This is a genomic window from Christiangramia sp. 3-2217-3z (assembly GCF_051195275.1).
GTDB lineage: Bacteria > Bacteroidota > Bacteroidia > Flavobacteriales > Flavobacteriaceae > Christiangramia > Christiangramia marina.
On the sequence record NZ_JBNJLI010000004.1, the window covers coordinates 127,991 to 148,812 of the forward strand.

General features: G+C 38.5%; 16 protein-coding genes. 10 read left to right on the forward strand and 6 right to left on the reverse strand.

Annotation, left to right across the window (positions count from 1 at the left end; all coding sequences use genetic code 11):
• The first annotated feature begins 1 nt into the window (after nt 1).
• The 9 genes from ACSHZO_RS08765 to ACSHZO_RS08805 all read left to right on the forward strand — a co-directional run bounded on the left by ACSHZO_RS08765 (nt 2) and on the right by ACSHZO_RS08805 (nt 11,115).
• The gene (locus ACSHZO_RS08765) at nt 2-1,183 is read left to right on the forward strand and encodes a beta-ketoacyl-[acyl-carrier-protein] synthase family protein (protein WP_366878058.1); all 1,182 of its coding nucleotides are present in this window, start codon (nt 2-4) and stop codon (nt 1,181-1,183) included.
• A complete protein-coding gene (locus ACSHZO_RS08770) occupies nt 1,176-2,243 on the forward strand; it encodes a beta-ketoacyl synthase chain length factor (RefSeq protein ID WP_298247087.1) in 1,068 nt (355 codons plus the stop codon). Before ACSHZO_RS08765 ends, ACSHZO_RS08770 begins: the two co-directional genes overlap by 8 nt.
• Nucleotides 2,233-2,997, forward strand: coding sequence for a polysaccharide deacetylase family protein (locus ACSHZO_RS08775; protein ID WP_298247088.1), 765 nt, complete (start codon nt 2,233-2,235; stop codon nt 2,995-2,997). Before ACSHZO_RS08770 ends, ACSHZO_RS08775 begins: the two co-directional genes overlap by 11 nt.
• A complete protein-coding gene (locus ACSHZO_RS08780) occupies nt 2,984-3,610 on the forward strand; it encodes a LolA family protein (RefSeq protein WP_298247089.1) in 627 nt (208 codons plus the stop codon). The genes ACSHZO_RS08775 and ACSHZO_RS08780 overlap by 14 nt, the downstream gene beginning before the upstream one ends.
• A 6-nt stretch (nt 3,611-3,616) precedes the next feature.
• Entirely contained in the window at nt 3,617-3,976 is a 360-nt protein-coding gene (locus ACSHZO_RS08785; protein ID WP_298247090.1) for a hydroxymyristoyl-ACP dehydratase, read from the forward strand.
• A 63-nt stretch (nt 3,977-4,039) separates the two neighbouring features.
• Nucleotides 4,040-5,245 carry a DUF2062 domain-containing protein gene (locus ACSHZO_RS08790; RefSeq protein ID WP_298247091.1) on the forward strand — a complete coding sequence of 402 codons (1,206 nt, stop codon included), beginning with the start codon at nt 4,040-4,042 and terminating at the stop codon, nt 5,243-5,245.
• Nucleotides 5,245-8,196 (forward strand): MMPL family transporter, encoded by a 2,952-nt coding sequence (locus ACSHZO_RS08795; RefSeq protein WP_298247092.1) that lies wholly within the window; start codon nt 5,245-5,247, stop codon nt 8,194-8,196. The genes ACSHZO_RS08790 and ACSHZO_RS08795 overlap by 1 nt, the downstream gene beginning before the upstream one ends.
• Complete coding sequence (locus tag ACSHZO_RS08800; protein ID WP_298247093.1) at nt 8,197-9,855, forward strand: C45 family autoproteolytic acyltransferase/hydolase; 1,659 nt, start codon at nt 8,197-8,199, stop codon at nt 9,853-9,855.
• A 6-nt stretch (nt 9,856-9,861) separates the two neighbouring features.
• Nucleotides 9,862-11,115, forward strand: a complete 1,254-nt coding sequence (locus ACSHZO_RS08805) for a phenylacetate--CoA ligase family protein (RefSeq protein WP_298247094.1) — start codon at nt 9,862-9,864, stop codon at nt 11,113-11,115.
• Here ACSHZO_RS08805 and ACSHZO_RS08810 read toward each other — a convergent pair.
• The 6 genes from ACSHZO_RS08810 to tsaD are packed head-to-tail and all read right to left on the reverse strand — an operon-like array spanning nt 11,107 to nt 16,304.
• Nucleotides 11,107-12,300, reverse strand: a complete 1,194-nt coding sequence (locus ACSHZO_RS08810) for a class I SAM-dependent methyltransferase (protein WP_298247095.1) — start codon at nt 12,298-12,300, stop codon at nt 11,107-11,109. The two genes, ACSHZO_RS08805 and ACSHZO_RS08810, sit on opposite strands and share 9 nt — an antisense overlap.
• 4 nt (nt 12,301-12,304) lie before the next feature.
• On the reverse strand, nt 12,305-13,393 hold the full coding sequence (locus tag ACSHZO_RS08815) for an AI-2E family transporter (RefSeq protein ID WP_298247096.1): 1,089 nt from the start codon (nt 13,391-13,393) through the stop codon (nt 12,305-12,307).
• 23 nt (nt 13,394-13,416) lie between these two features.
• Complete coding sequence (locus ACSHZO_RS08820; RefSeq protein WP_298247097.1) at nt 13,417-13,920, reverse strand: TrmH family RNA methyltransferase; 504 nt, start codon at nt 13,918-13,920, stop codon at nt 13,417-13,419.
• 2 nt (nt 13,921-13,922) lie between these two features.
• Nucleotides 13,923-14,570, reverse strand: a complete 648-nt coding sequence (locus tag ACSHZO_RS08825; RefSeq protein WP_298247098.1) for a DUF4159 domain-containing protein — start codon at nt 14,568-14,570, stop codon at nt 13,923-13,925.
• Nucleotides 14,567-15,280, reverse strand: a complete 714-nt coding sequence (locus ACSHZO_RS08830; protein WP_298247099.1) for a 16S rRNA (uracil(1498)-N(3))-methyltransferase — start codon at nt 15,278-15,280, stop codon at nt 14,567-14,569. Before ACSHZO_RS08830 ends, ACSHZO_RS08825 begins: the two co-directional genes overlap by 4 nt.
• Nucleotide 15,281: 1 nt before the next feature.
• Nucleotides 15,282-16,304, reverse strand: a complete 1,023-nt coding sequence (gene tsaD, locus ACSHZO_RS08835) for a tRNA (adenosine(37)-N6)-threonylcarbamoyltransferase complex transferase subunit TsaD (RefSeq protein WP_298247100.1) — start codon at nt 16,302-16,304, stop codon at nt 15,282-15,284.
• 91 nt (nt 16,305-16,395) lie between these two features.
• On the opposite strand from tsaD, the gene ACSHZO_RS08840 reads away from it, so the two are divergent.
• Complete coding sequence (locus tag ACSHZO_RS08840) at nt 16,396-20,808, forward strand: translocation/assembly module TamB domain-containing protein (RefSeq protein WP_298247101.1); 4,413 nt, start codon at nt 16,396-16,398, stop codon at nt 20,806-20,808.
• Nucleotides 20,809-20,822: the final 14 nt, after the last annotated feature.

The following is a 20,822-nucleotide window of genomic DNA, read 5'->3' on the forward strand; positions in this document are numbered from 1 at the left end:
TATGAAAGCTGTAGTCGTAACCGGGATGGGCATAGTTTCTGCCATTGGTTCGAGCGTAACGGCTAATCTTCATGCTTTGCAAAATGATGTTCACGGATTATCCAAACCCGATATTCTAACAACAAAACATCAATTTCCTGTTGGCGAGATCAAACTTTCCAATGCTGAATTACTGGAAGAATTAAAACTTTCTGCAAACTCTGGGATCACCCGTGCTTCCTTACTCGGAATCAAAGCAATTACTGAAATATTTAAAAATACAGATCTGGTACCTGACCCAGAAATTACAGCTTTTGTATCTGGAACCAGTGTGGGAGGAATCGATAAAACAGAGGAATATTTCGAACAATTTGACGAAAATGTTGCTTTAAGAGCCTATATACAAGCGCAACATCCAGGTTATACCACACAAAAGATCGCGGAATATTTTGGGATTAAAGAACATGTTACAACGATCAGTACTGCCTGTTCATCCTCTGCAAACGCTATCCTGAACGGGGCAAGGTTGATTCAGTCGGGTAGATTCAATAAAGTGATCGTGGGAGGAAGTGATTGTCTCACAAAATTCACTATCAATGGCTTTAATTCTCTTCGAATTTTATCAGAAAAACCAGCCAGACCATTCGATATCAACAGAAATGGACTCAATCTCGGAGAAGCAGCGGCGTATTTGGTTCTGGAAGCTGAAGGTACCAGTCTTGAACAACATGTACTTGCGAAAGTCTCTGGTGCGGGTAATGCAAACGATGCATTTCACCAAACTGCCTCTTCAGAAAACGGGGAAGGCGCGTACAAAGCAATGACCGCTGCGTTAAGATCGGCAGAATTAAATTCCTCCCAGATCAATTATATTAATGCTCACGGTACCGGAACACTTAATAATGATCTCGCCGAAACCAATGCTCTGAAGCGTGTTTTCGCACAGGCTCAAGTTCCTGACTTCAGTTCAACTAAAGCTTTTACAGGTCACACTTTAGGAGCGGCTGGTGCAGTAGAGGCTATTTATTCTATATTATCGTTACAGAATCAACAGGTTTTTGCCAACCTCAATTTTCAGGGTGTGATAGAAAATGGTTTGATGCCGGTTACTCAAAAGGAATATCGTAAACTCGATCACGTAATGTCGAATTCTTTCGGGTTCGGTGGCAACTGCACCTCGTTAATCTTCAGTAAATATGCGTAGTTTTTACATTAACAGTGTTTCCACCATTACAGCGCAGCCTGAAGATTTCCTAACTTCCAAAGAAGTGCTGGAACTGCAGGGAAATATCTTAAGAGCAAGTGCGCGTAATTATAAGGAATTGATCAAACCCATGATGCTGCGAAGAATGTCTAAAGCAGTTAAAATGGGAATCTTCAGTGCAGTACAAGCTCTTTCCAGGTCTGGTATTGAAAGTCCCGATGCGATCCTCGTTGGCACAGGTCAGGGTTGTATGCAGGATACCGAAAAGTTCATGCAACAAATAGAGGAAAGTGAGGAGCAATTGTTGACACCGACTTCTTTTATTCAATCTACCCACAATACGGTAAGCGGACAAATCGCGCTTTTTCTGAAGTGCACGGGTTATAATATGACCTACACTCAAAATTCAGTAAGCTTTGAAAGTTGTCTTCTGGATGCGCAAATGCAGTTTGAGCTCGATCCTGAAATTCAGAATTTGATCGTTGGTGCCGTAGATGAAACTTCAGAGAAATTTACAGGTTTTCAAAAGCTTGACGGTCAGATTAAAGAAGAGAAAATTACGAATACAGATCTACTAAATTCCAATACTTCGGGAACCATTATTTCTGAAAGTTCTGCATTCTTCAGTATTTCCAGGGATAAAAGTTCAGGTTCACTGGCAGTTTGCAGCGCTGTTAAAATTCTGAATGATTTTCAGCCTTCTGAAATTGAAGAAAAAGTCATTCAATTTCTACAAGAAAATGAGCTAACATCAGAGAATTTAGACGCAATTGTTCTTGGGAACAATGGAGACAACAGGTTTGATGTTTATTATCATAATCTGCAGCAAGGTCTTTTAAGAAATGTTCCACAGCTCGCCTATAAATCTCTGACCGGAGATAACAATTCTATTTCAGCAATTGGTTTTGCACTAGGGATTTCTATCCTTCAGCATCAAGAAATTCCGAAGAAATTCAGGCTAAATTCAAAGTCGGCTTCAATTTTCAACCGAATTTTGGTCTATAACCAATATCTTGGTAGAAATCACGGATTCATCTTACTGGAAAGTCTTGAAATATAAAATACTTCGCATCATCTTCAGCTTTATACTGCTTGGAAGCGTTCTGGGTGCTCTAAATGAGTACTGGTCTGGGTGGTTCATTCTGCTGGTGGCGGTCATATATGTAAGCACTATCCTTATACTGTCCACAAATATTCGCCTTAATTTTTTTCAGAATTCGATACATTCCGCAGTGGGAAAGGAAGGAGTAGGAATAAGTTTTGATGATGGTCCGCACCCAAATACTTTAAAGATTCTGGATATCCTGGATGAATATGAGGTAAAGGCATTGTTCTTTTGCATAGGGAAAAATATAGCGGAACATCCTAAAATCTACCGGGAAATCATAAAAAGAGGTCATGTGGTGGGAAATCATACCTTTTCACATTCTCGAAAATTCGGTTTTCTCTCAACTCACGCGATCATTTCTGAAATTCAGCAATGTGATCGTATTGCTACGGAAGTAGCTGGTTTAAAAACAAAATTGTTCCGGCCACCATTTGGAGTTATCAATCCCAAGGTTTCCAGGGCAATTCTTGCTACCGGCCACATCACTGTAGGATGGAGTGTACGGCCTTATGACGCGATCACCAGCTCGCCGGATAAGATATATCAACGAATTACAAAAGATCTAAAAGCCGGGGATTTGATACTTTTACACGATAATATCACTCAAAACGCTAAAGTCTTGGAACAGTTATTGGTATTTTTGAAGCAGAAAAATTTAATGGCAATAAGGCCAGATCACTTACTTGATATCGATGCGTATTCTTAAATTCATTTTTATACTTTTTAGTTGCCAGCTCTTCGCTCAGAATGCGACCTTTTCTACTTCGGAAGCTAAAGCTTTTAAAGAGTCGGTTTCCACTAAAGCAGAGACCATTGAAAATCTTGAGGCAGATTTCAGGCAGCTGAAGTTTATGAAAACCATGGAAAAGACTGTAGAAAGTGATGGTCATATTTGGTATGCTTCTCCTGGGAAACTTAAATGGTCCTATACTTCTCCTTACGATTATGAGTTGCTGTTCAAAGATTCGAGTTTATATATCATTGAGGATGGTAAAACCAGGAAAATGAATACTGGAAACAGCGAACTTTTCGAAAAAATGGGAGAACTTGTTACAGGAAGCTTTAATGGTCGCATTCTGGAAATGGATGAATTGTTTAGAACAGACTTTGCCAGGGAGGGAAAATTTGTAAAAGCTACGGTTACTCCAAAGGATGAGAATTTAGCTGAAATGTTCTCTGAGATAAGGATATTCTTCAATGCTGAAAAATATATTGAAAAAGTAAAGCTTATAGAACCTTCAGGCGATTTTACCGAGATTAAAATGAGTAATTTTAAGACTAATCAGAACATACCAGCTTCGGTATTCGATCATAAATAAGAAATTTTGAACGATTTTTATACTGTTACCAAGTCTGTAAAAGATAATGATACCACGCGAACAAGCCTGAAGGTCAATGCGGAGCATGAACTTTACAATGGACATTTTCCCGGAAGACCGGTAACCCCGGGAGTTGTGCTCATGCAATTATTTAAGGAGGAGGCAGAAAGAATTTCAGAAAAAAAGCTTAGTCTTAAGAGGGCAAGCAATGTAAAGTTTACTGCAGTTTTTAATCCTACAGATAATGATGAACTCATTCTGGAATCAAAATTAGAAAAGCAGGGAACTTACTACGAGCTTAAAGGCATCGCGAAAAGTGAAACTGGGATTATAACTAAGATCAACGCGCTTTACGAGGTGATATAAATTTGTCCTGGCATAGGCAATTACTCTTTATTTAAATGATATTTTTGCATTAAAGCCAACAATTTGGGTACACTGCCTATTCTTCAAGAACGTTTTGATGCACTAAGTTGCGGTGTTATTGTTCCTACTTACAACAATGATCATTCGCTTCGTGCTTTTCTTACCGAATTGGTTACTTATACCCGCAATATCATCGTTATTAACGATGGATCGACAGATACCACCAATGAGATTTTAAAGGATTTTGAATTCCTGGATATTGTATCGCATGATACTAACAGAGGTAAAGGTATTGCCTTAAAAACAGGTTTTAGAAGAGCAGAGGAGAAGGCTTACGAGTATGCGATCACTATAGATTCAGATGGGCAACATTATCCGGCAGATCTGGAGAAGTTCCTGGTAGAACTCGAAAATAGGAAAACTGGCGATCCTGAATTATTGCTAGTGGGTGATCGAAATATGGCGCAGGCCGGAATCCCGGGACAAAGTAGCAAAGGCAATAGATTTTCCAGTTTCTGGTATTTGGTAGTAACCGCCCAGGAATTAAAAGATACTCAAAGTGGTTACCGACTGTATCCCGTTCGGCTTATTAATTCTTTAAGACTGATCACCTGGAAATTTGAATTAGAGATCGAGGTCCTGGTAAAGTCGGCATGGAAAAAAGTGGAAGTAAAAAATATACCTATAAGGGTTCACTACGATCCAGGAGAGCGGGTGACTCACTTCCGCCCATTCTGGGATATTGTACGTATCGTCTTTTTATACATGTACTTTGTATTGATCAGTTTCCTTTACATCCATCCAAGGAATAAATATCGTGAATTCAAGCAAAAGGGGATCAGTAGATTTTTTAGAGAGGATATTATAAGAGATCAGGATTCTCCTCAAAGAAAAGCATCCGCCATCGCTTTGGGAATATTTGTAGGGATCTCACCATTTTGGGGTTTGCATACCTTACTAGTTTTTACACTAGCATCACTACTGAAAGTTAATAAGGCCATAGCCTTTTTATTTAGCAATATAAGCATACCGCCTTTTATTCCGTTAATTCTCTATTTAAGTTATCAGTTAGGGAATTTTGTTATGGGGAATGGTTTTGACTGGCAATTGAACCTCGAGAATTTTGATTCGGGAAAAGATCTTTTCATAGGTTTAACTCAATATTTAATTGGTAGCATAGTCCTGGCAATTATTAGTGCAGCACTTACGTGGATTTTATTTTACTGTCTGTTCTCCATTCTGAAATCTAAACAACCAGCAAATAATTAATGTCTAGATTTTTTCTGAAAATTCACGAATTTTTGAATCGGCATAGAAGCCTGGCGTTGATCATTGCAGTTCTATATATCGGCCTTATGTCCCTTCTTGCTTCAGGCATAAAGTTAGAAGAGGATATAACCAAACTAGTGCCGTCTGGAAATGATCAGGATCTGGTGAAAACCATACTGGAAGAATCGAAGTTTTCAGATAAGATCATCTTTCGGGTGAAGGCTGAAGAAAATACAGATCGGGATAGCGTGGTGGCTTATGCCAACGAAATATCTGAGTTCTTAAACACAGAGCTTTCAGAATACGTTGCTGGTGTCAAAGGAAAAATTCCGGAACAGGACATCAAACAAATCTATAATTTTGTTCAGTCCAATTTACCCATCTTCTTAAATGAACAGGATTACGTAATCATTGATCAAAAGACCGATGCAGACAGTATAGCTGCAAGTATCGAATCTGGTTACAAGCAATTAATATCACCCACTGGATTTGTGACTAAAAATTATTTTCTCTCAGATCCTCTTAGTATTACAATACTTGGTTTGGCACGTTTGCAGGAATTGCAGGTTGGAGACCAGTATGTGCTATATCAGAACTATATCATGACAAAGGATCAAAAGAACATTCTGTTCTTTATAGATCCCGTCTATCCTGCATCAGAATCGAACAGGAATAAACAGTTTACAGCGAAACTGGAAGCTAAGATCGCGTCGCTGGATGCTCGCTATAATACTATAACAGGAGATTATTTTGGCGGACTCCGTTACTCGGTAGCCAATGCAGAACAAATAAAACAGGATGTCCGAACTACTGTAATAATTGCGGTTACGGTATTGCTCATTTTACTGGTGGTTTATTACAGGAAATTTTATGTTCCAATTTTGCTATTTCTACCCAGTATTTTTGCCGGAATCACGGCTGTAGCCATTCTTTATATTTTACAGGGATCAGTTTCGGCTATAAGCCTGGGAATTGGTGCGATTCTTTTGGGTATTACGCTGGATTACTCCTTACATATTTTAACGCATCTTCGAAATAGTTCAAATATTGAAAAACTGTATAAAGATATTACGAAGCCAGTCATTATGAGCAGTCTCACCACGGCGATCGCATTTATGTGCCTGGTTTTTGTAAAAAGTGAAGCTTTGCGTGATCTGGGGATATTTGCAAGTTTAAGCGTGTTATTCTCTTCCTTCTTCGCCCTTGTGCTTATTCCTTTTCTATATACACCAGGGAATATTTACGCAAAAACAACGATTCTGGACAGAGTTTCAAGCCTGGATTATTCCAAAATTAGACCTTTGATATACTTGCTATCAGGATTATTTGTAGTGTCTCTTTTCTTCTTCAGCAAAGTTGAATTTCATGAAGATCTATCAGAACTAAACTACCAGCCGGAACATATCAAAAAGGTAGAATTAGAGCTTGAAGGACTTGCTGGACGATCTGGAAAAACAATTTTGCTGGTTGCTTACGGAAACTCGCTGGATGAAGCTTTGTATAGGAATAATCAGTTATACCAGGATCTCAAAAAGTTCGAAAATGAAGGTGATATTGAAAACTTCAGTAGTATAGGAGGAGTAGTGCTTTCTACCGAAACCCAGGAATCCCGTATCGACAAATGGAACAGCTTCTGGACTGCTGAAAAACAGGATTCGGTAAAGAACAATATTCAAAAGACTTCAAAAATCTTTGGATTTAAATCGAATAGTTTTAGCAATTTCGATGAACTGCTGGTTAAAAATTATTCAAGTATAGGTCTCAAAGATTATGAGTTGGCCGGCTCACTTTATATGCAGGATTTTATATCCAACAATCCAGAAATTTCAACTGTTTCGAGCAGCGTTAATTTACCAGAAGATAAGGTTGAAAGATTTATTAGCTATTTCGAAAATGTTCCAGGAGTGGTAGCACTGGACAGAAAGGCGATCAATCAGAACTTTTTAGGAGATCTTAAAGCCGACTTTAATATCCTTATTCTCGCTTCAGTAGTGGCAGTTTTCCTGGTGCTGCTGGTATTTTATCAGAACTTGCTTCTAAGTGTGATCACCTTGCTACCAATCGCGATCACCTGGATCTGTGCCCTGGGTATCATGTATTTCTTTGGGATAGAATTCAACATTCTAAATATCATTATTTCGAGTTTTATCTTTGGGCTTGGCCTTGATTACAGCATTTTTATTACTAATTCATGTCTCAATGAATATGAAACTGGTAAATCTGAATTAAAAACCTATCAGGCATCCATCATTCTGTCGGTTATCACAACATTGCTGGGAATAGGGGCTCTGATTTTCGCTAAACATCCTGCTCTGAAATCCATTTCGATCGTTTCAATTATTGGAGTGCTTACAGCGGTTTCGGTAAGTTTCATACTTCAGCGCAGTTTATTCAGAAAATTGATCTTTCAGCAATATGGATCATTATCCTTCAGAAAAAATAATAAAAACCCTGTTTCTGAAAAACTTTATCATAAAGATGCAATTCTGAAGCATTACCGCTATCATTCAACTTATTCCGAAGCTAAAGCTGAATTCAGGCAACAAAGAGAAAAGTTCTTAAAGATATCACGTTATCTTGCTGAAGTAGATGATCTCCTTGTTCTGAATTCGGGAATAGGAATTTTGCCTTTATATATCAAGATCAAGTATCCTCAAAATGAAGTGTATAGCCTTGAATTCGAAGAATCGAAAAGAGCAGCGGCAAAGAATGCCTATAGATTAAAAGATGATAAAATCCATATGCTTGAAAGTGTTCAGGATCTTCCATTGCTTCGTAATTATATTATTCAGGGAGATACTCACGATTCTGCCCTAATCAAAGATCTTTCTAAAAGTGCCGATTTAATGATATTTCTGGATACAAAAATGAAAACTCGCTGGTTGCTTGATCAAAATTTTGAACTTACCTATCGACAGAATGATATTTTAATCTACCGAAAACTGACTTAGATGAAGAAGTTTATTCTACATATCCTCATTTTATTTTTTTTCAATTCCTGCGGAATTAAAAAGTCCATGGATCACAAGCCAGATCTTAGCGGTTTTGAACAAATTGATACCACAAGAATAAAACATTCAGATAGTCTATACACTCTGGGGAATAACCAGCTCTACCAGAACGATCTTGGCGTATGGGAAATGTATCTCGAAGGTAATGCCCTGGAAAGGGGAGTCGCTCATGGAAGTCTGGGACGGGAGCTTATACACCATCAGGAAAAAGCATTTATGTTTAAGCTGGAAGAAATGGTACCTTCAGAAGATTATAGAGGCTTCCTGAAAACATTTGTTAGTTGGTTCAACCGGAAACTGTACCTCCATGTTTCTGAAGAATATAAACAGGAGATCTATGGGGTTTCAAGGTACGGCCTGGAAAAGTATGATGATTTCGCACCTGCTTATATTCGCATGTTATATTTTCATGGAGCGCATGATATTGGACATGCTTTACAGGACCTAATGTTGGTGGGATGTACAAGTTTTGCAGCCTGGGACGAAAAAACCAGCGATGGAGAATTATTAATAGGTCGTAATTTTGATTTTTATGCAGGTGATGATTTTGGAGAACAAAAGATCGCCGCATTCGTAGCGCCGAATAAAGGTCACAGATTTATGATGTACACCTGGGGCGGGATGATAGGGGCATTAAGTGGTATGAACATGCAGGGAATCACCGTGACTATCAATGCCGGGAAATCCAGAGTGCCACTGGTTGCCAAAACTCCCATTAGTCTGTTAGCACGGGAAATTTTGCAATATGCCGGATCAATTGAAGAGGCAATTGCGATTGCGAAAAAACGTGAAGTGTTTGTTTCAGAATCGATCATGATTGGAAGTGGAGATGAAAAAAGAACGGTTTTGATAGAAGTGTCCCCTGGTAATTTTGGAGTATACGAAGTGGAGAATCGTGATCAACTAGTTTGTAGCAATCATTTTCAAAGCGAAGCATATTCGAGTGATAGAAATAATAAGCTAACCCGTGAGGAAAGTCACACTCAATACCGGTACGACCGCATGCAGCAATTGCTTGAAAAGGAAGATAAATTGAATCCACTTAAGGCGGTTGAGATCCTTAGGGATCGGCAGGGTCTGGACGGGCAGTCGATTGGAATGGGTAATGAAAAAGCAATTAACCAGCTCTTAGCGCATCATGGAATCGTTTTTAAACCGGCGGAACGGAAGGTTTGGGTAAGTTCAAATCCCTACCAGATGGGAGAATTTATACATTATGATCTAAATCAGGTTTTCTCAGATTATGGTCAGGGCATTAAGTCGGTTTCAGTGTCAACGAAGGAATTCAATATCCCGGCAAGTAGTTTCCTTCAAACTCAGGAATATCAGGATTACGAAGCCTTTAGAGTACTTGAAAGTAAAGTTAAAGGAGCATTATATAGCGCAAAATCTGTAGATGGGAATAAAGCCAGGCAACTTGTAAAACTTAATCCCGATTTCTGGGAGGCTTGGTATTTAGCAGGCAGAATCTATTATAAGAATAAGCATTATAAAAGTGCGTTGATCCATTTTAAGCAAGCCAGAAAAAGAGAGATTACAACCATTCCTGATTTAAAGCAAGTGGAGAAAATGATCAGGAAATCGACCAGAAAAATTTAATTTGAAGTGCAGGAGTCAGATCAAAAAACACAGTGGCAGAAAATTCAGCAACAGCTGAGCTATACATTCAGAACATCAAAATTTTATCAGAATGTTTTGCAGCAAAATTCTATCCAGGTCGATAGCATCACTAGTTATGTGGAGTTTTCAAAATTACCCATAACTACCAAAGAACAGCTGCAGCAATATAATGAGGATTTCATTTCCATTCCACAGGAAGATATCATAGATCATGTTACCACCAGCGGGACTCTTGGTGAGCCGGTTTCTTTCTATTTAAACGAACATGATCTAGACAGGCTCGCTGAGAATGAGTCACGTTCTTTCAAACTTGCCGGGATTACAAATCATGATAAAGTTTTGATCACTACAACGCTGGATCGAAGATTCATGGCGGGAATGGCTTATTTCCTTGGTCTTAGAAAATTAGGTGCTGGAGCGATTAGAACCGGAGGTGGTTTGCCGGGATTGCAATGGGAAAGTATTTTCAGATTTAAACCGAAATATATCATTGCTGTCCCTTCCTTTCTTCTGAAACTCATTCAATATGCTGAAGAAAATCATATTGATTATCGAAACTCATCAATTCAGTCTGCAATATGTATTGGCGAACCTTTGCGAACTTCCAATTTTGAGTTAAATAGCCTGGGACATAAAATTTCTTCCTTATGGGATATAGAGTTATTTTCGACTTATGCTTCAACAGAGATGGCTACTGCTTTTACGGAATGTAACCAGCATCAGGGCAATCATGTCCAGGAAGATCTCATTTATACTGAAATTCTTGATCAGGATGGCAATCATGTTGCTGATGGTGAAATAGGTGAGCTCGTAGTTACTCCATTAAATGTACAAAGTATGCCGCTTATTCGTTTTGCCACAGGCGATATGCTCACTTATACCGATACTCTTTGCGAATGTGGCAGGAAAGGAAGACGATTAGGACCAGTAATTGGCAGGAAGCAGCAGAAAATAAAATTAAAAGGCACCAGTCTTTATCCACAGCATATCATCGAAATATTAAATAGGTTTAACGAACTCCAAAATTTTATTATTGAAGTTTCTCTGGATGAAATTGGGGGTGACCAACTTAAAATTTTGATTCCGGAAAGTTTCAGGGAAATTGAAAGCCTGAAGGAGCATTTAAAAGCATTCTTGAATGTTTTGCCAGAGATTGGCTTCAAAGATTCTAAAACTCTTCAACAACTCAAATTTCCGGTTAATAGCAGGAAGCCAAAAATCTTTTACGATCTACGCTAAGTTTGCCTTTCTACAAAAGACTACAGTCTTCTCATTTTCCAGGTTTGTAGTGAAAAAGATATAATCATTTCCTCCATCCTGAATTTTGTATTTTTTCCGAATATTTTCTACTGAATCTGGGAAATTCCTGGTAGTAACATTTGCTTTTTTATTCTTCAATATCTTCTTTAGGTGCTTGTCTTTATAACTCTTAATATCAGTTATATGGAATATTCTTCCCGGAAATTCTTTAACCAGTGTTTCTGAAGTATAAATATGAGAATGCTCATGCAGTTTTAGAATTCCAAAAGTGGTGCTGACTTCCGTAAATAATCCGCTTTTCATGATCGCGGCATTCGGTTCGTAGAGATAGTTTAAAGGTTTTGAAAGAACCGCATTCAAGGGTTTTACTTCTGTATCAAAACTAAATTTTTGCAACTTTTTTCCCTGGAAATTGAGGGTTGTCACTTTAAAATCAGACCTCCAGTTTTTTTCAAATAGCCAAAGCAGCTCCTTTACTTCATTGTTAACCGCTATGATATGAATCTCCTTAACAGAATGCAGTTCACGCAGTCCAGCTGTGATATCGAGAATAGGTGAAGTTTTTAGAAGAATATAATCAGACTTTTCAAGTAAGAAATCGAGTTCTTCAGGAACATCTGGTGTACAATCAGATAAATGGTAGACTTTACCGCCATGTTCATCACGTCTCGCAGGATCTGCATAGATCCAGTCAAATTTCTGGTCGGTTTGCTTTAGTATATCAAGGCTATCTCCATGATGCAAACAAATATTAGAAGCTTCCAGTTCTTTGAAATTGTGCGCAGCCATTTCAAACAGCTCTTTATTCAATTCGTAATATTGAAAACTGTCGAATTTCTTTGCCAGGAAGTAAGTATCTATACCTAAACCTCCGGTGAGATCTGCCCCTGAAGAACCATTTACTAATCCTGATTTATATTCCGCAGTGATCTGTGAGGATGTTTGTTCCAGATTAAGCTTACGAGGGTAAAGTATTCGCGGATTATTAAAAAACAGTGGAAATTTCTTCTCTGCAATGCGCATGCCTTTTATCTGAGTTGCAATCTCCTGAATTTTAATATGGCTGAAAGGGCTACCTCTTAAAATGAGAGCAGGCAGATCCTTTTTTTGATTTTCCTTTATAAAACGTTGGACTTCTTCCTCTAAAAGCGCCTTTTGAAGCATCTAATTACAGATCTCTGGTTAGTCGTTTCACGATCTTGTATTCACTCAAAGATTCTTTGGCGATCACCTTAAGCGCTGTATAAAAAGGAACTGCGACTACCATTCCTGCAATCCCAAACATAAGTCCGGCGATCAGGATGATGAGGAATATTTCAAGTGGATGGGATTTCACGCTTGCACCAAATATCATGGGCTGGGAAATAAAGTTGTCAATTAGCTGACAAATTGCATAACCCATCATCACGTAGATCAATCTTGGAAGAATGATACTACTAAAATCTGCTCCAAGAAAACTGGAGATTACGAACAAAGCCATTAAAATACCTGCTAACAGTGGTCCCAGGTATGGAACAAGATTCAGGAACGCGCAAATAAAAGCGATGGCAATTGGATTATTGATCTCAAAGACACTAAGTAAAATGGAGTAGAGGAAAAACAACACTGTAATTTGCATAGTTAATCCCACAAAATACCGGCTTAGTAAAACCTTGATCTTATTAAAAACTCTTTGAAATTTCTTTTCTTCTCCATGATTGGCGAACACGAGGATGCTATTCAGCATTAACTTGGAATCTTTCAGGAAGAAAAAGGAAATGAAAATAATCGAAAATACAGCGATCATGGTTGTCCCCAATATTCCGAAGACATTATTTAAGAATTGCGGAATTAGACCAACATCGAAGTTTCGTACAAATTCACTTCGTTTCAGACCTTCAATTAAGTTCAATTCATTGACTCCTAGATAATTGTTTACCTGATCGTTTAAGTCATTCAGATCACTTTTAAAAGCTTCAATATCGATCTGACCCAAATATTTGCTTTGTTCAATAATAATAGGAACAAAAACGAAAATAATACCTACAAAGATTGATAAGACCAGCAGTAACACCGTAATTACCGCTAATTGATTGGGGAGTTTCAGCTTATTCCGAAGAAAGATGACGACAGGTCTACCAACAAGAGCTATGATTCCAGCAATGGCAATATAAACGATCACCGATTGTATTTCCCATAGAAAATAGAGTGCCAGAACGATACCAATCATGATACCCACTGCTCGTAATATACCGTTCGCGAATTCTTTTGCTTTCACAGCGTAAATATATTATTTCTAACTTAACTGCACAGCACTTTTGTAATTTCATACAAAGCAATTCCCAGTGATTGGGCGACATTCATGCTACTGTTCTTTCCAAACATCTCGATATGGTATGCAGTATCACATTTTTTTAAAATTTCTTCGGAAATGCCGTGTCTCTCGTTTCCGGCTACTAAAAGTATTTTTTCGGCCTCTAGTTGAAAGTTTGAGATAGGCTTACTTTCTGAAGTGATCTCGATCGCGGTCATTTTGTAACCGCTGTTTTTAAGATCAACAATTGCTTGGGTTGCATCTTCGAAAACCTCAAAATCTACCGTGTTATGGGTGTTTCTGGCTGTTCTTTTTAATCGGTTACTGTTTAGATTTGGAACGGTCCCATGAAAGATAAGTTTTTCAACTCCAAAGGCATCGGCAAGACGAAAAATGCTTCCTATATTCGCTTCACTGGTAATATTGTCAAGCAGCAAAATAACTGGAAATTGTTTGTTCTCGAAATTCGTAGTGTCGTGAGTAAGTTGCATAACTAGTTTTCGAATGCGTATTTGATGATGTTTGCTCCCATTTGCAATGCTTTAAGCCGAATTTCTTCCGGGTCATTGTGAACTTCCTGACTTTCCCAACCATCACCGAGATCACTTTCTACGGTGTATAAAATTAGCAATCTCCCGTTTTCAAAGATTCCCAGAGCCTGAGGTCTTTGTGCATCATGTTCATGAATTTTTGGAAGTCCGTTAGGAAATTTATACTGATTCCTGAAGATTTCGTGATCCGCAGGGATTTCCTGTAGATTTTGTTCAGGAAATAATTCCTTTAATATTGGCCGGATATACTCATCCATTCCATAATTGTCATCGATATGCAGGAATCCGCCACTCAATAAGTATTGCCTGAGATTTTCTTTTTCAGCTTCGCTAAATACCACATTTCCATGTCCGGTCATATGTATAAACGGATATTGAAATATATCACTACTTCCGGGTTCTACAGTTTCCGGTTTCTCATTCAAAGAAGTTTGTAAGTTCGTATTACAGAATTTGATTAGATTAGGCAGAGCAGTTGGATTCGCGTACCAATCTCCACCACCGTTATATTTTAGAACCGCAATTTCCTGCGCATTAACCTGAAAGGATACGAGCATTAAAAAAAGGATTCCAAAAACGAACTTTTTCATGAATTTTGATTGATGAGTGCGACTGTGTGACATGCGGCAATCGCTGCAGTTTCAGTACGTAACCTGCTTTCTCCAAGGCTTATTTGCTGCCAGTTTTCTTCCATCGCGGTTTTTATCTCGTTAGGACTAAAATCTCCTTCAGGACCAATTAAAATATTGATGGTGCTGTTGGCTTTCAGTTTATTCTGAAGATAAGGTTTCTCTTCATCATCCTCGCAGTGAGCAATTAATTTCATGCCTGGCATTTCTGTCTGCATCAATTCAGAAAAACTAACAGGATCGTTTAATTTTGGGAAATGCATATGCAATGATTGTTTCATAGCGCTCAATAGCACTCGTTGATAACGTTCCAGCTTTACGGTTTTGCGTTCACTATGATCACAAATAACCGGCGTAATTTCGTGCACTCCAATCTCCATCGCTTTTTCTAAAAACCACTCATAGCGATCGTTCATTTTCGTGGGTGCAACGATCATATGTAAATAATAGGGTGGTGCTGGCTGACTTTCAGAAGAATTAATGCTTGCGATACACTGCTTGACATCAGCCTGGATGATCTGAGCCTTGAATAGCATCCCATTTCCATTAGTGATACTTAACTCATCACCTTCGGTTTTCCTCAAAACCTTTACAATATGCCTGCTTTCATCCTTCGGAAAAATTACCTGTTTATCGTTTTCTGAAATATCTGGATTGTAGAATAATTGCATACTATATTTTATATCTCGATTGCGCGGTTACCGAAAAATCGGCAAAATCTTTCTGCAGGTATTTGTGATAACCTGCGATCCCGATCATTGCAGCATTATCTGTCGTGTACTCAAACTTCGGAATAAAACATTTCCAGCCCCATTTTTTTTCAGCATCAACCAAAGCCTGCCGTATTCCACTATTTGCTGAAACTCCGCCACCAATGGCCACCTGGTTGATACCGGTTTTTTTCACGGCCTTTTTCAATTTATCCATCAAAATTCCTATGATCGTATATTGAATAGAGGCACAAATATCTTTTAGATTCTTTTCGATAAATTCAGGATCTTCTTTTGTTTTCTTCTGAATAAAATATAACACAGCTGTCTTAAATCCACTAAAACTAAAGTTCAGGTCATCAACTTTGGGCTTGGTAAATTGAAAAGCTTTTGGGTCACCTTCTCTGGCATATTTATCTATTAAAGGGCCGCCAGGATAGGGTAGTCCTAATATTTTGGCACTTTTATCAAAAGCTTCACCAACTGCATCGTCCAGTGTTTCGCCAATAACTTCCATATCAAAATAATCTGAAACCTTCACGATTTGGGTATGTCCGCCGCTTATGGTCATAGCCAGAAATGGAAACTCAGGCTTGTCAAATCCTTCCTCTTCAATAAAATGCGCCAGGATATGTGCCTGCATATGGTTGACCTCGATCAAAGGCACTTCCAGACCCATTGCGAGTGACTTGGCAAAAGAGGTGCCAACGAGCAAAGAACCCATAAGTCCCGGACCTCTTGTAAATGCAATTGCAGAGAGATCTTTTTTGTCGATATTTGCCTTTTCCAAAGCCTGGTGGATCACAGGAACTATATTCTGTTGATGCGCTCGTGATGCAAGTTCTGGAACAACTCCACCATATTGTTTGTGTACTTCCTGAGTTGCAACAATATTGGAAAGAATTTTACCGTTGGAGAGTACGGCAGCCGCCGTATCATCACAGGAAGATTCTATAGCGAGAATGTTTATTAAATGATCAGCCATCAGATTTATTTGGGAATAGATATTGTAAATTAGTCGCAAAGTTAAAACATAAAAACGTATCAAAAAATTCTGGAAAATACTAACGAAAACAGTGGTTGCACTTGTTTTGTTATTCATTATTTTATTGATCGTGTTTTCTATTCCTGCTGTTCAGACTTCAGTAGCAAGAAAACTCACCAATTCTCTTCAGGAAAATAGTGATGTCAATATAGATATTGGACGTGTTTCAATTAGTTATTTTGGGGATATTCTTCTAAATGACATCTATTTGGAAGATCACCATAAGGATACACTATTTACCGCGAAAGAGATCAGTTCTTCTATTTTAAGCTACTCTAAGCTTATGAGCAATGCTCCAGTACTTGGAGATACAAGAATTGATGGCCTGAACATGCATATGCGCAGGTATAAAGGTGAAGACAGGGATAATCTGGGCATACTTATTCAAAAACTTCAGAAGGAACCAACAGGAGATCCTAAGGATTTTAACCTTACTGCGGAAGATGTACAGATCACGAACAGTCGCTATAGTTTCATCGATGAAAATCTTGACCGCTCTGATGTTTTGGTCGTTGAGGATCTAAATATTTACGCAAACGAGCTAAGGATCTTTAATTCCAATATAGATATTGATATTGGAATGCTTCGGGGCTACGAACATCGTGGGATTCAGATAGATCAGCTTTCTACACTCTTTCACTACGATCCAAACAGGATGAGCTTGCAAAATATGATCCTGCAAACTCCGGGATCTATGGTTAATGCCGATCTTTCTTTTGAATATGACCTCTCAGATTTTTCAGATTTTGAGAATCTTGTACAGGTAGAAGCGAAGTTTCGGGAAAGCATCCTGAATTCCAATGATCTAATTACGTTTTATGAAGGGTTCGGAGAGTATCAACTTGTAAAGTTTCAAACAGAACTTACTGGTACTTTAAATGATTTTCGGTTAGACGGATTCCGACTTCAGGGTCTCGATAGAACTGAAATCTATGGGGATTTTCAGGTAGTTGGTTCTTTTTCAGATGAGCCGAATTCTTTTAAATTAGATGGTAGTTTTTCAGATTTTAATACGAACTACTATGATATGATCAACTTCCTGCCGGGAGCGCTTCAGGGTCAATTGCCTGAAACTCTTCGTGATTTTGGTAATGTAAATATCAAAGGAAATACAGTGGTCACAAATGGCTTCCTGGATGCAGATGTTGTGATAGCCACACAATTGGGATCTGCAGATGCAGATTTTGAACTTAATAATTTCAATAATTCTGCTGCCTCAAGTTATAAAGGTAAACTGATCTTTAAAAACTTTAACCTTGGTCGTTTGATTGGTAATACTCAATTAGGGAAAGCGAGTTTTGATATCGACTTTGACGGGAAAGGGCTGGACCAGGAAAACCTGAACACGCAGCTAAAAGGAACCATTGCTAAATTGGAATTCAATAATTATGCTTATTCCAACATTCAAATCATGGGGAATCTTCGGAATCCTCTTTTTAATGGTTATTTCAAGTCGAATGATCCTAATCTGGAGATGGAATTTAATGGTCTGGCAGATGTTTCAGAAGAAACCAATGTGTATGATTTTGAAGCTTCTGTAGGATATGCCGACCTGCATGCGCTTAATTTTGTGAATAGAGATACGGTTTCAGTTTTCAAGGGTGATGTGATCATGAATATGCAGGGAACTAATGTTGATAACGCATTTGGAGATATCCTGCTTCTAAATACTTCTTATAAAAACCAGAACGATCTTTATTATTTCGATGATCTTAATATAGCTTCTACATTTGATGGTCCAGTTCGAACTATCACGATCAATTCCCCAGATGTTATTAATGGAGAGGTAAGCGGAGTTTTTAAAGTGAACGAAGTTGGTGCGCTTATAGAAAATTCCATAGGTAGTATTTACACGAACTACAAGCCAAAAACTATCACGACGAACCAGTATATGGAGTTCGATTTTGATATCTATAACCAGATCGTCGAAGTTTTTTATCCTGAAATCGAACTGGCTCCTAATACATTTATTAGAGGTCGGGTGGAGTCTGATGAATCTGAATTTAAATTAACCTTCAGATCTCCAAGAATCGATTTCTTTGAAAATATGGTGGAAGATATTAACCTTCAGGTTGATAATACGAATCCTATCTACAACACCTTCTTCGAAGCCGATAGCGTTTCCACCGATCTTTATAAATTTTCAGAATTCAGTTTTATTAATGTGACTCAGCGTGACACCCTATTCATACGTTCAGAATTTAAGGGCGGAAAGAATAATTCTGATGAATTTAATCTGAATCTATTTCATACCATCAATGAGAACAGTAAGTCTGTAGTTGGTATACAGAAATCAGATTTTAAATTCAAAGACAAGGTTTGGTACCTGAATGAAAATAGTGATCGTAGTAACAAAATAGTTTTTGATAATAGCTTTCGTGATTTGCAGATCGATTCGCTCGTTATGAGTCATAAGAATGAACAAATCCGACTCAGCGGAAATATGCGGGACAGCACCTATAAAAACTTTAAAATGAAGTTTAGTGAGGTGGATATTGGAAAGATTACTCCAGAAATAGATAGTCTCGATCTAGCCGGGATTCTTAATGGCGATCTCGAACTACTACAGGAGGATGGTGCTTATTTCCCGGTTTCGAACTTAAGGATCGACCAGTTCCAGGTGAATGATCTTGTGATGGGTGATCTGGTTCTAGACGTAAGCGGAAATCAGGATCTAAGTGCTTATTCGGTTTACGCACAACTTGAGAAGGAAGGCATTGAATCATTATCTGCTATTGGCGATATTAATGTGAATGGCAGCGAACCAAGGATCGATCTGGAAGTGAATATGAATCGCCTCAATATGGGCGTGTTTACTCCTTTGGGGGCAGATGTTCTTACAGATATTAGAGGATTTGCCACAGGAAGGGCTTTCGTTACTGGGAATTACAAAAACCCTGATTTCTCCGGATCTTTATCATTAGCTGAAGCTGGATTACGAATCCCTTATTTGAATGTAGATCTAGATTTCCAGGAAAATGCAGAGATAGATCTTACCCAGCAGCAATTCGTATTTGATAATATCGATATTGTAGACACCAAATTCAATACGAAAGGAACTTTGGATGGTCTAATATCTCATCGTAATTTTTCTGAATGGTTTCTGGATTTAACGCTGGTTTCAGACCGGATCCTTGTTTTGGATACTGAAGCCGATGAGGATGCACTCTATTATGGAACCGCTTTTATTGATGGAGAAGCTTCGATTATGGGACCTACAGATGAACTGGTGATCGAAGTGAATGCGGCTACTGAAAGAGGGACGGTTTTTAAAATTCCGCTAAGCGATACTGAATCTGTTGGAGATAATTCCTTTATAAGATTCTTAAGCCCTGAAGAAAAAGCAGCGCGTCTTGCCGGAGAAGAAATTGAAATTCCCGAAGTTAAAGGTCTCGAACTGGTTTTTGATCTAGATATTACCAATGATGCTGAAGTTGAAGTTGTAGTAGATCAGACCAGTGGAAGTACTTTGCGTGGAAGAGGCTCGGGTAACTTACTTCTGGAGATCAATACCAATGGAAAATTCAACATGTGGGGAGATTTCATTGTCTATGAAGGAGTCTATAACTTTAAATACGCCGGATTGGTTCAAAAAGTGTTCACGGTAGAATCTGGAGGAAGTATTAATTGGGACGGAGATCCAATGGACGCTCAACTGGATGTAAGTGCCGTGTACTCATTGAACGCTAATCCTGCAGTGTTATTGGAAAATCCATCGGTTAATAGAAAGATTCCTGTAGATGTAGTTATTAATTTACAGGGAGAAATCGCTCAGCCAGAAATTGGCTTCGCGATAGATTTTCCAAGTGCTAGCTCCACCGTAAAATCTGAATTACAATATCGAATAGATGACAGGGCTACTACCGAGTTACAGGCATTGTTTCTGGTTACTCAGGGAACATTTTACAGTGAGTTTGGATTACGTGGCGCTGCAATTTATGGGACACTTGCCGAAAGAGCTTCCAGTATTGTAAACGATATTTTTGCTGATGATGATGGTAAATTCCAGGTAGGTGTCAATTATGTACAGGGTGACCGGACTCCAGATCAGCAAACCGTAGATAGGTTTGGTTTGACGTTGTCCACACAGATCTCAGATCGTGTATTGATCAACGGTCAGGTGGGTGTTCCGATTGGAGGGGTTACCGAATCTGTTATAATTGGAGATCTGGAAATTGATTTTCTCCTAAATGCAGATGGTACTTTAAGAGCTTCAGTATTTAACCGTGAAAACAACATTCAGTTTATTGGTGAGGAGATAGGTTTCACACAAGGAGTCGGCCTATCTTATAATGTAGACTTTGATACCTTTAAGGAGTTGATCAGGAAGATCGCAAGTACTACTATTGAAGGTTTTGATGATTCAGAAGAAGAAAAAGATCCTGCAACACCGTCACCTGCACCAGATTTTATGAATTTTAAATCTGAAGAAGAAAATGAATAAAGCTCAAACTTCAG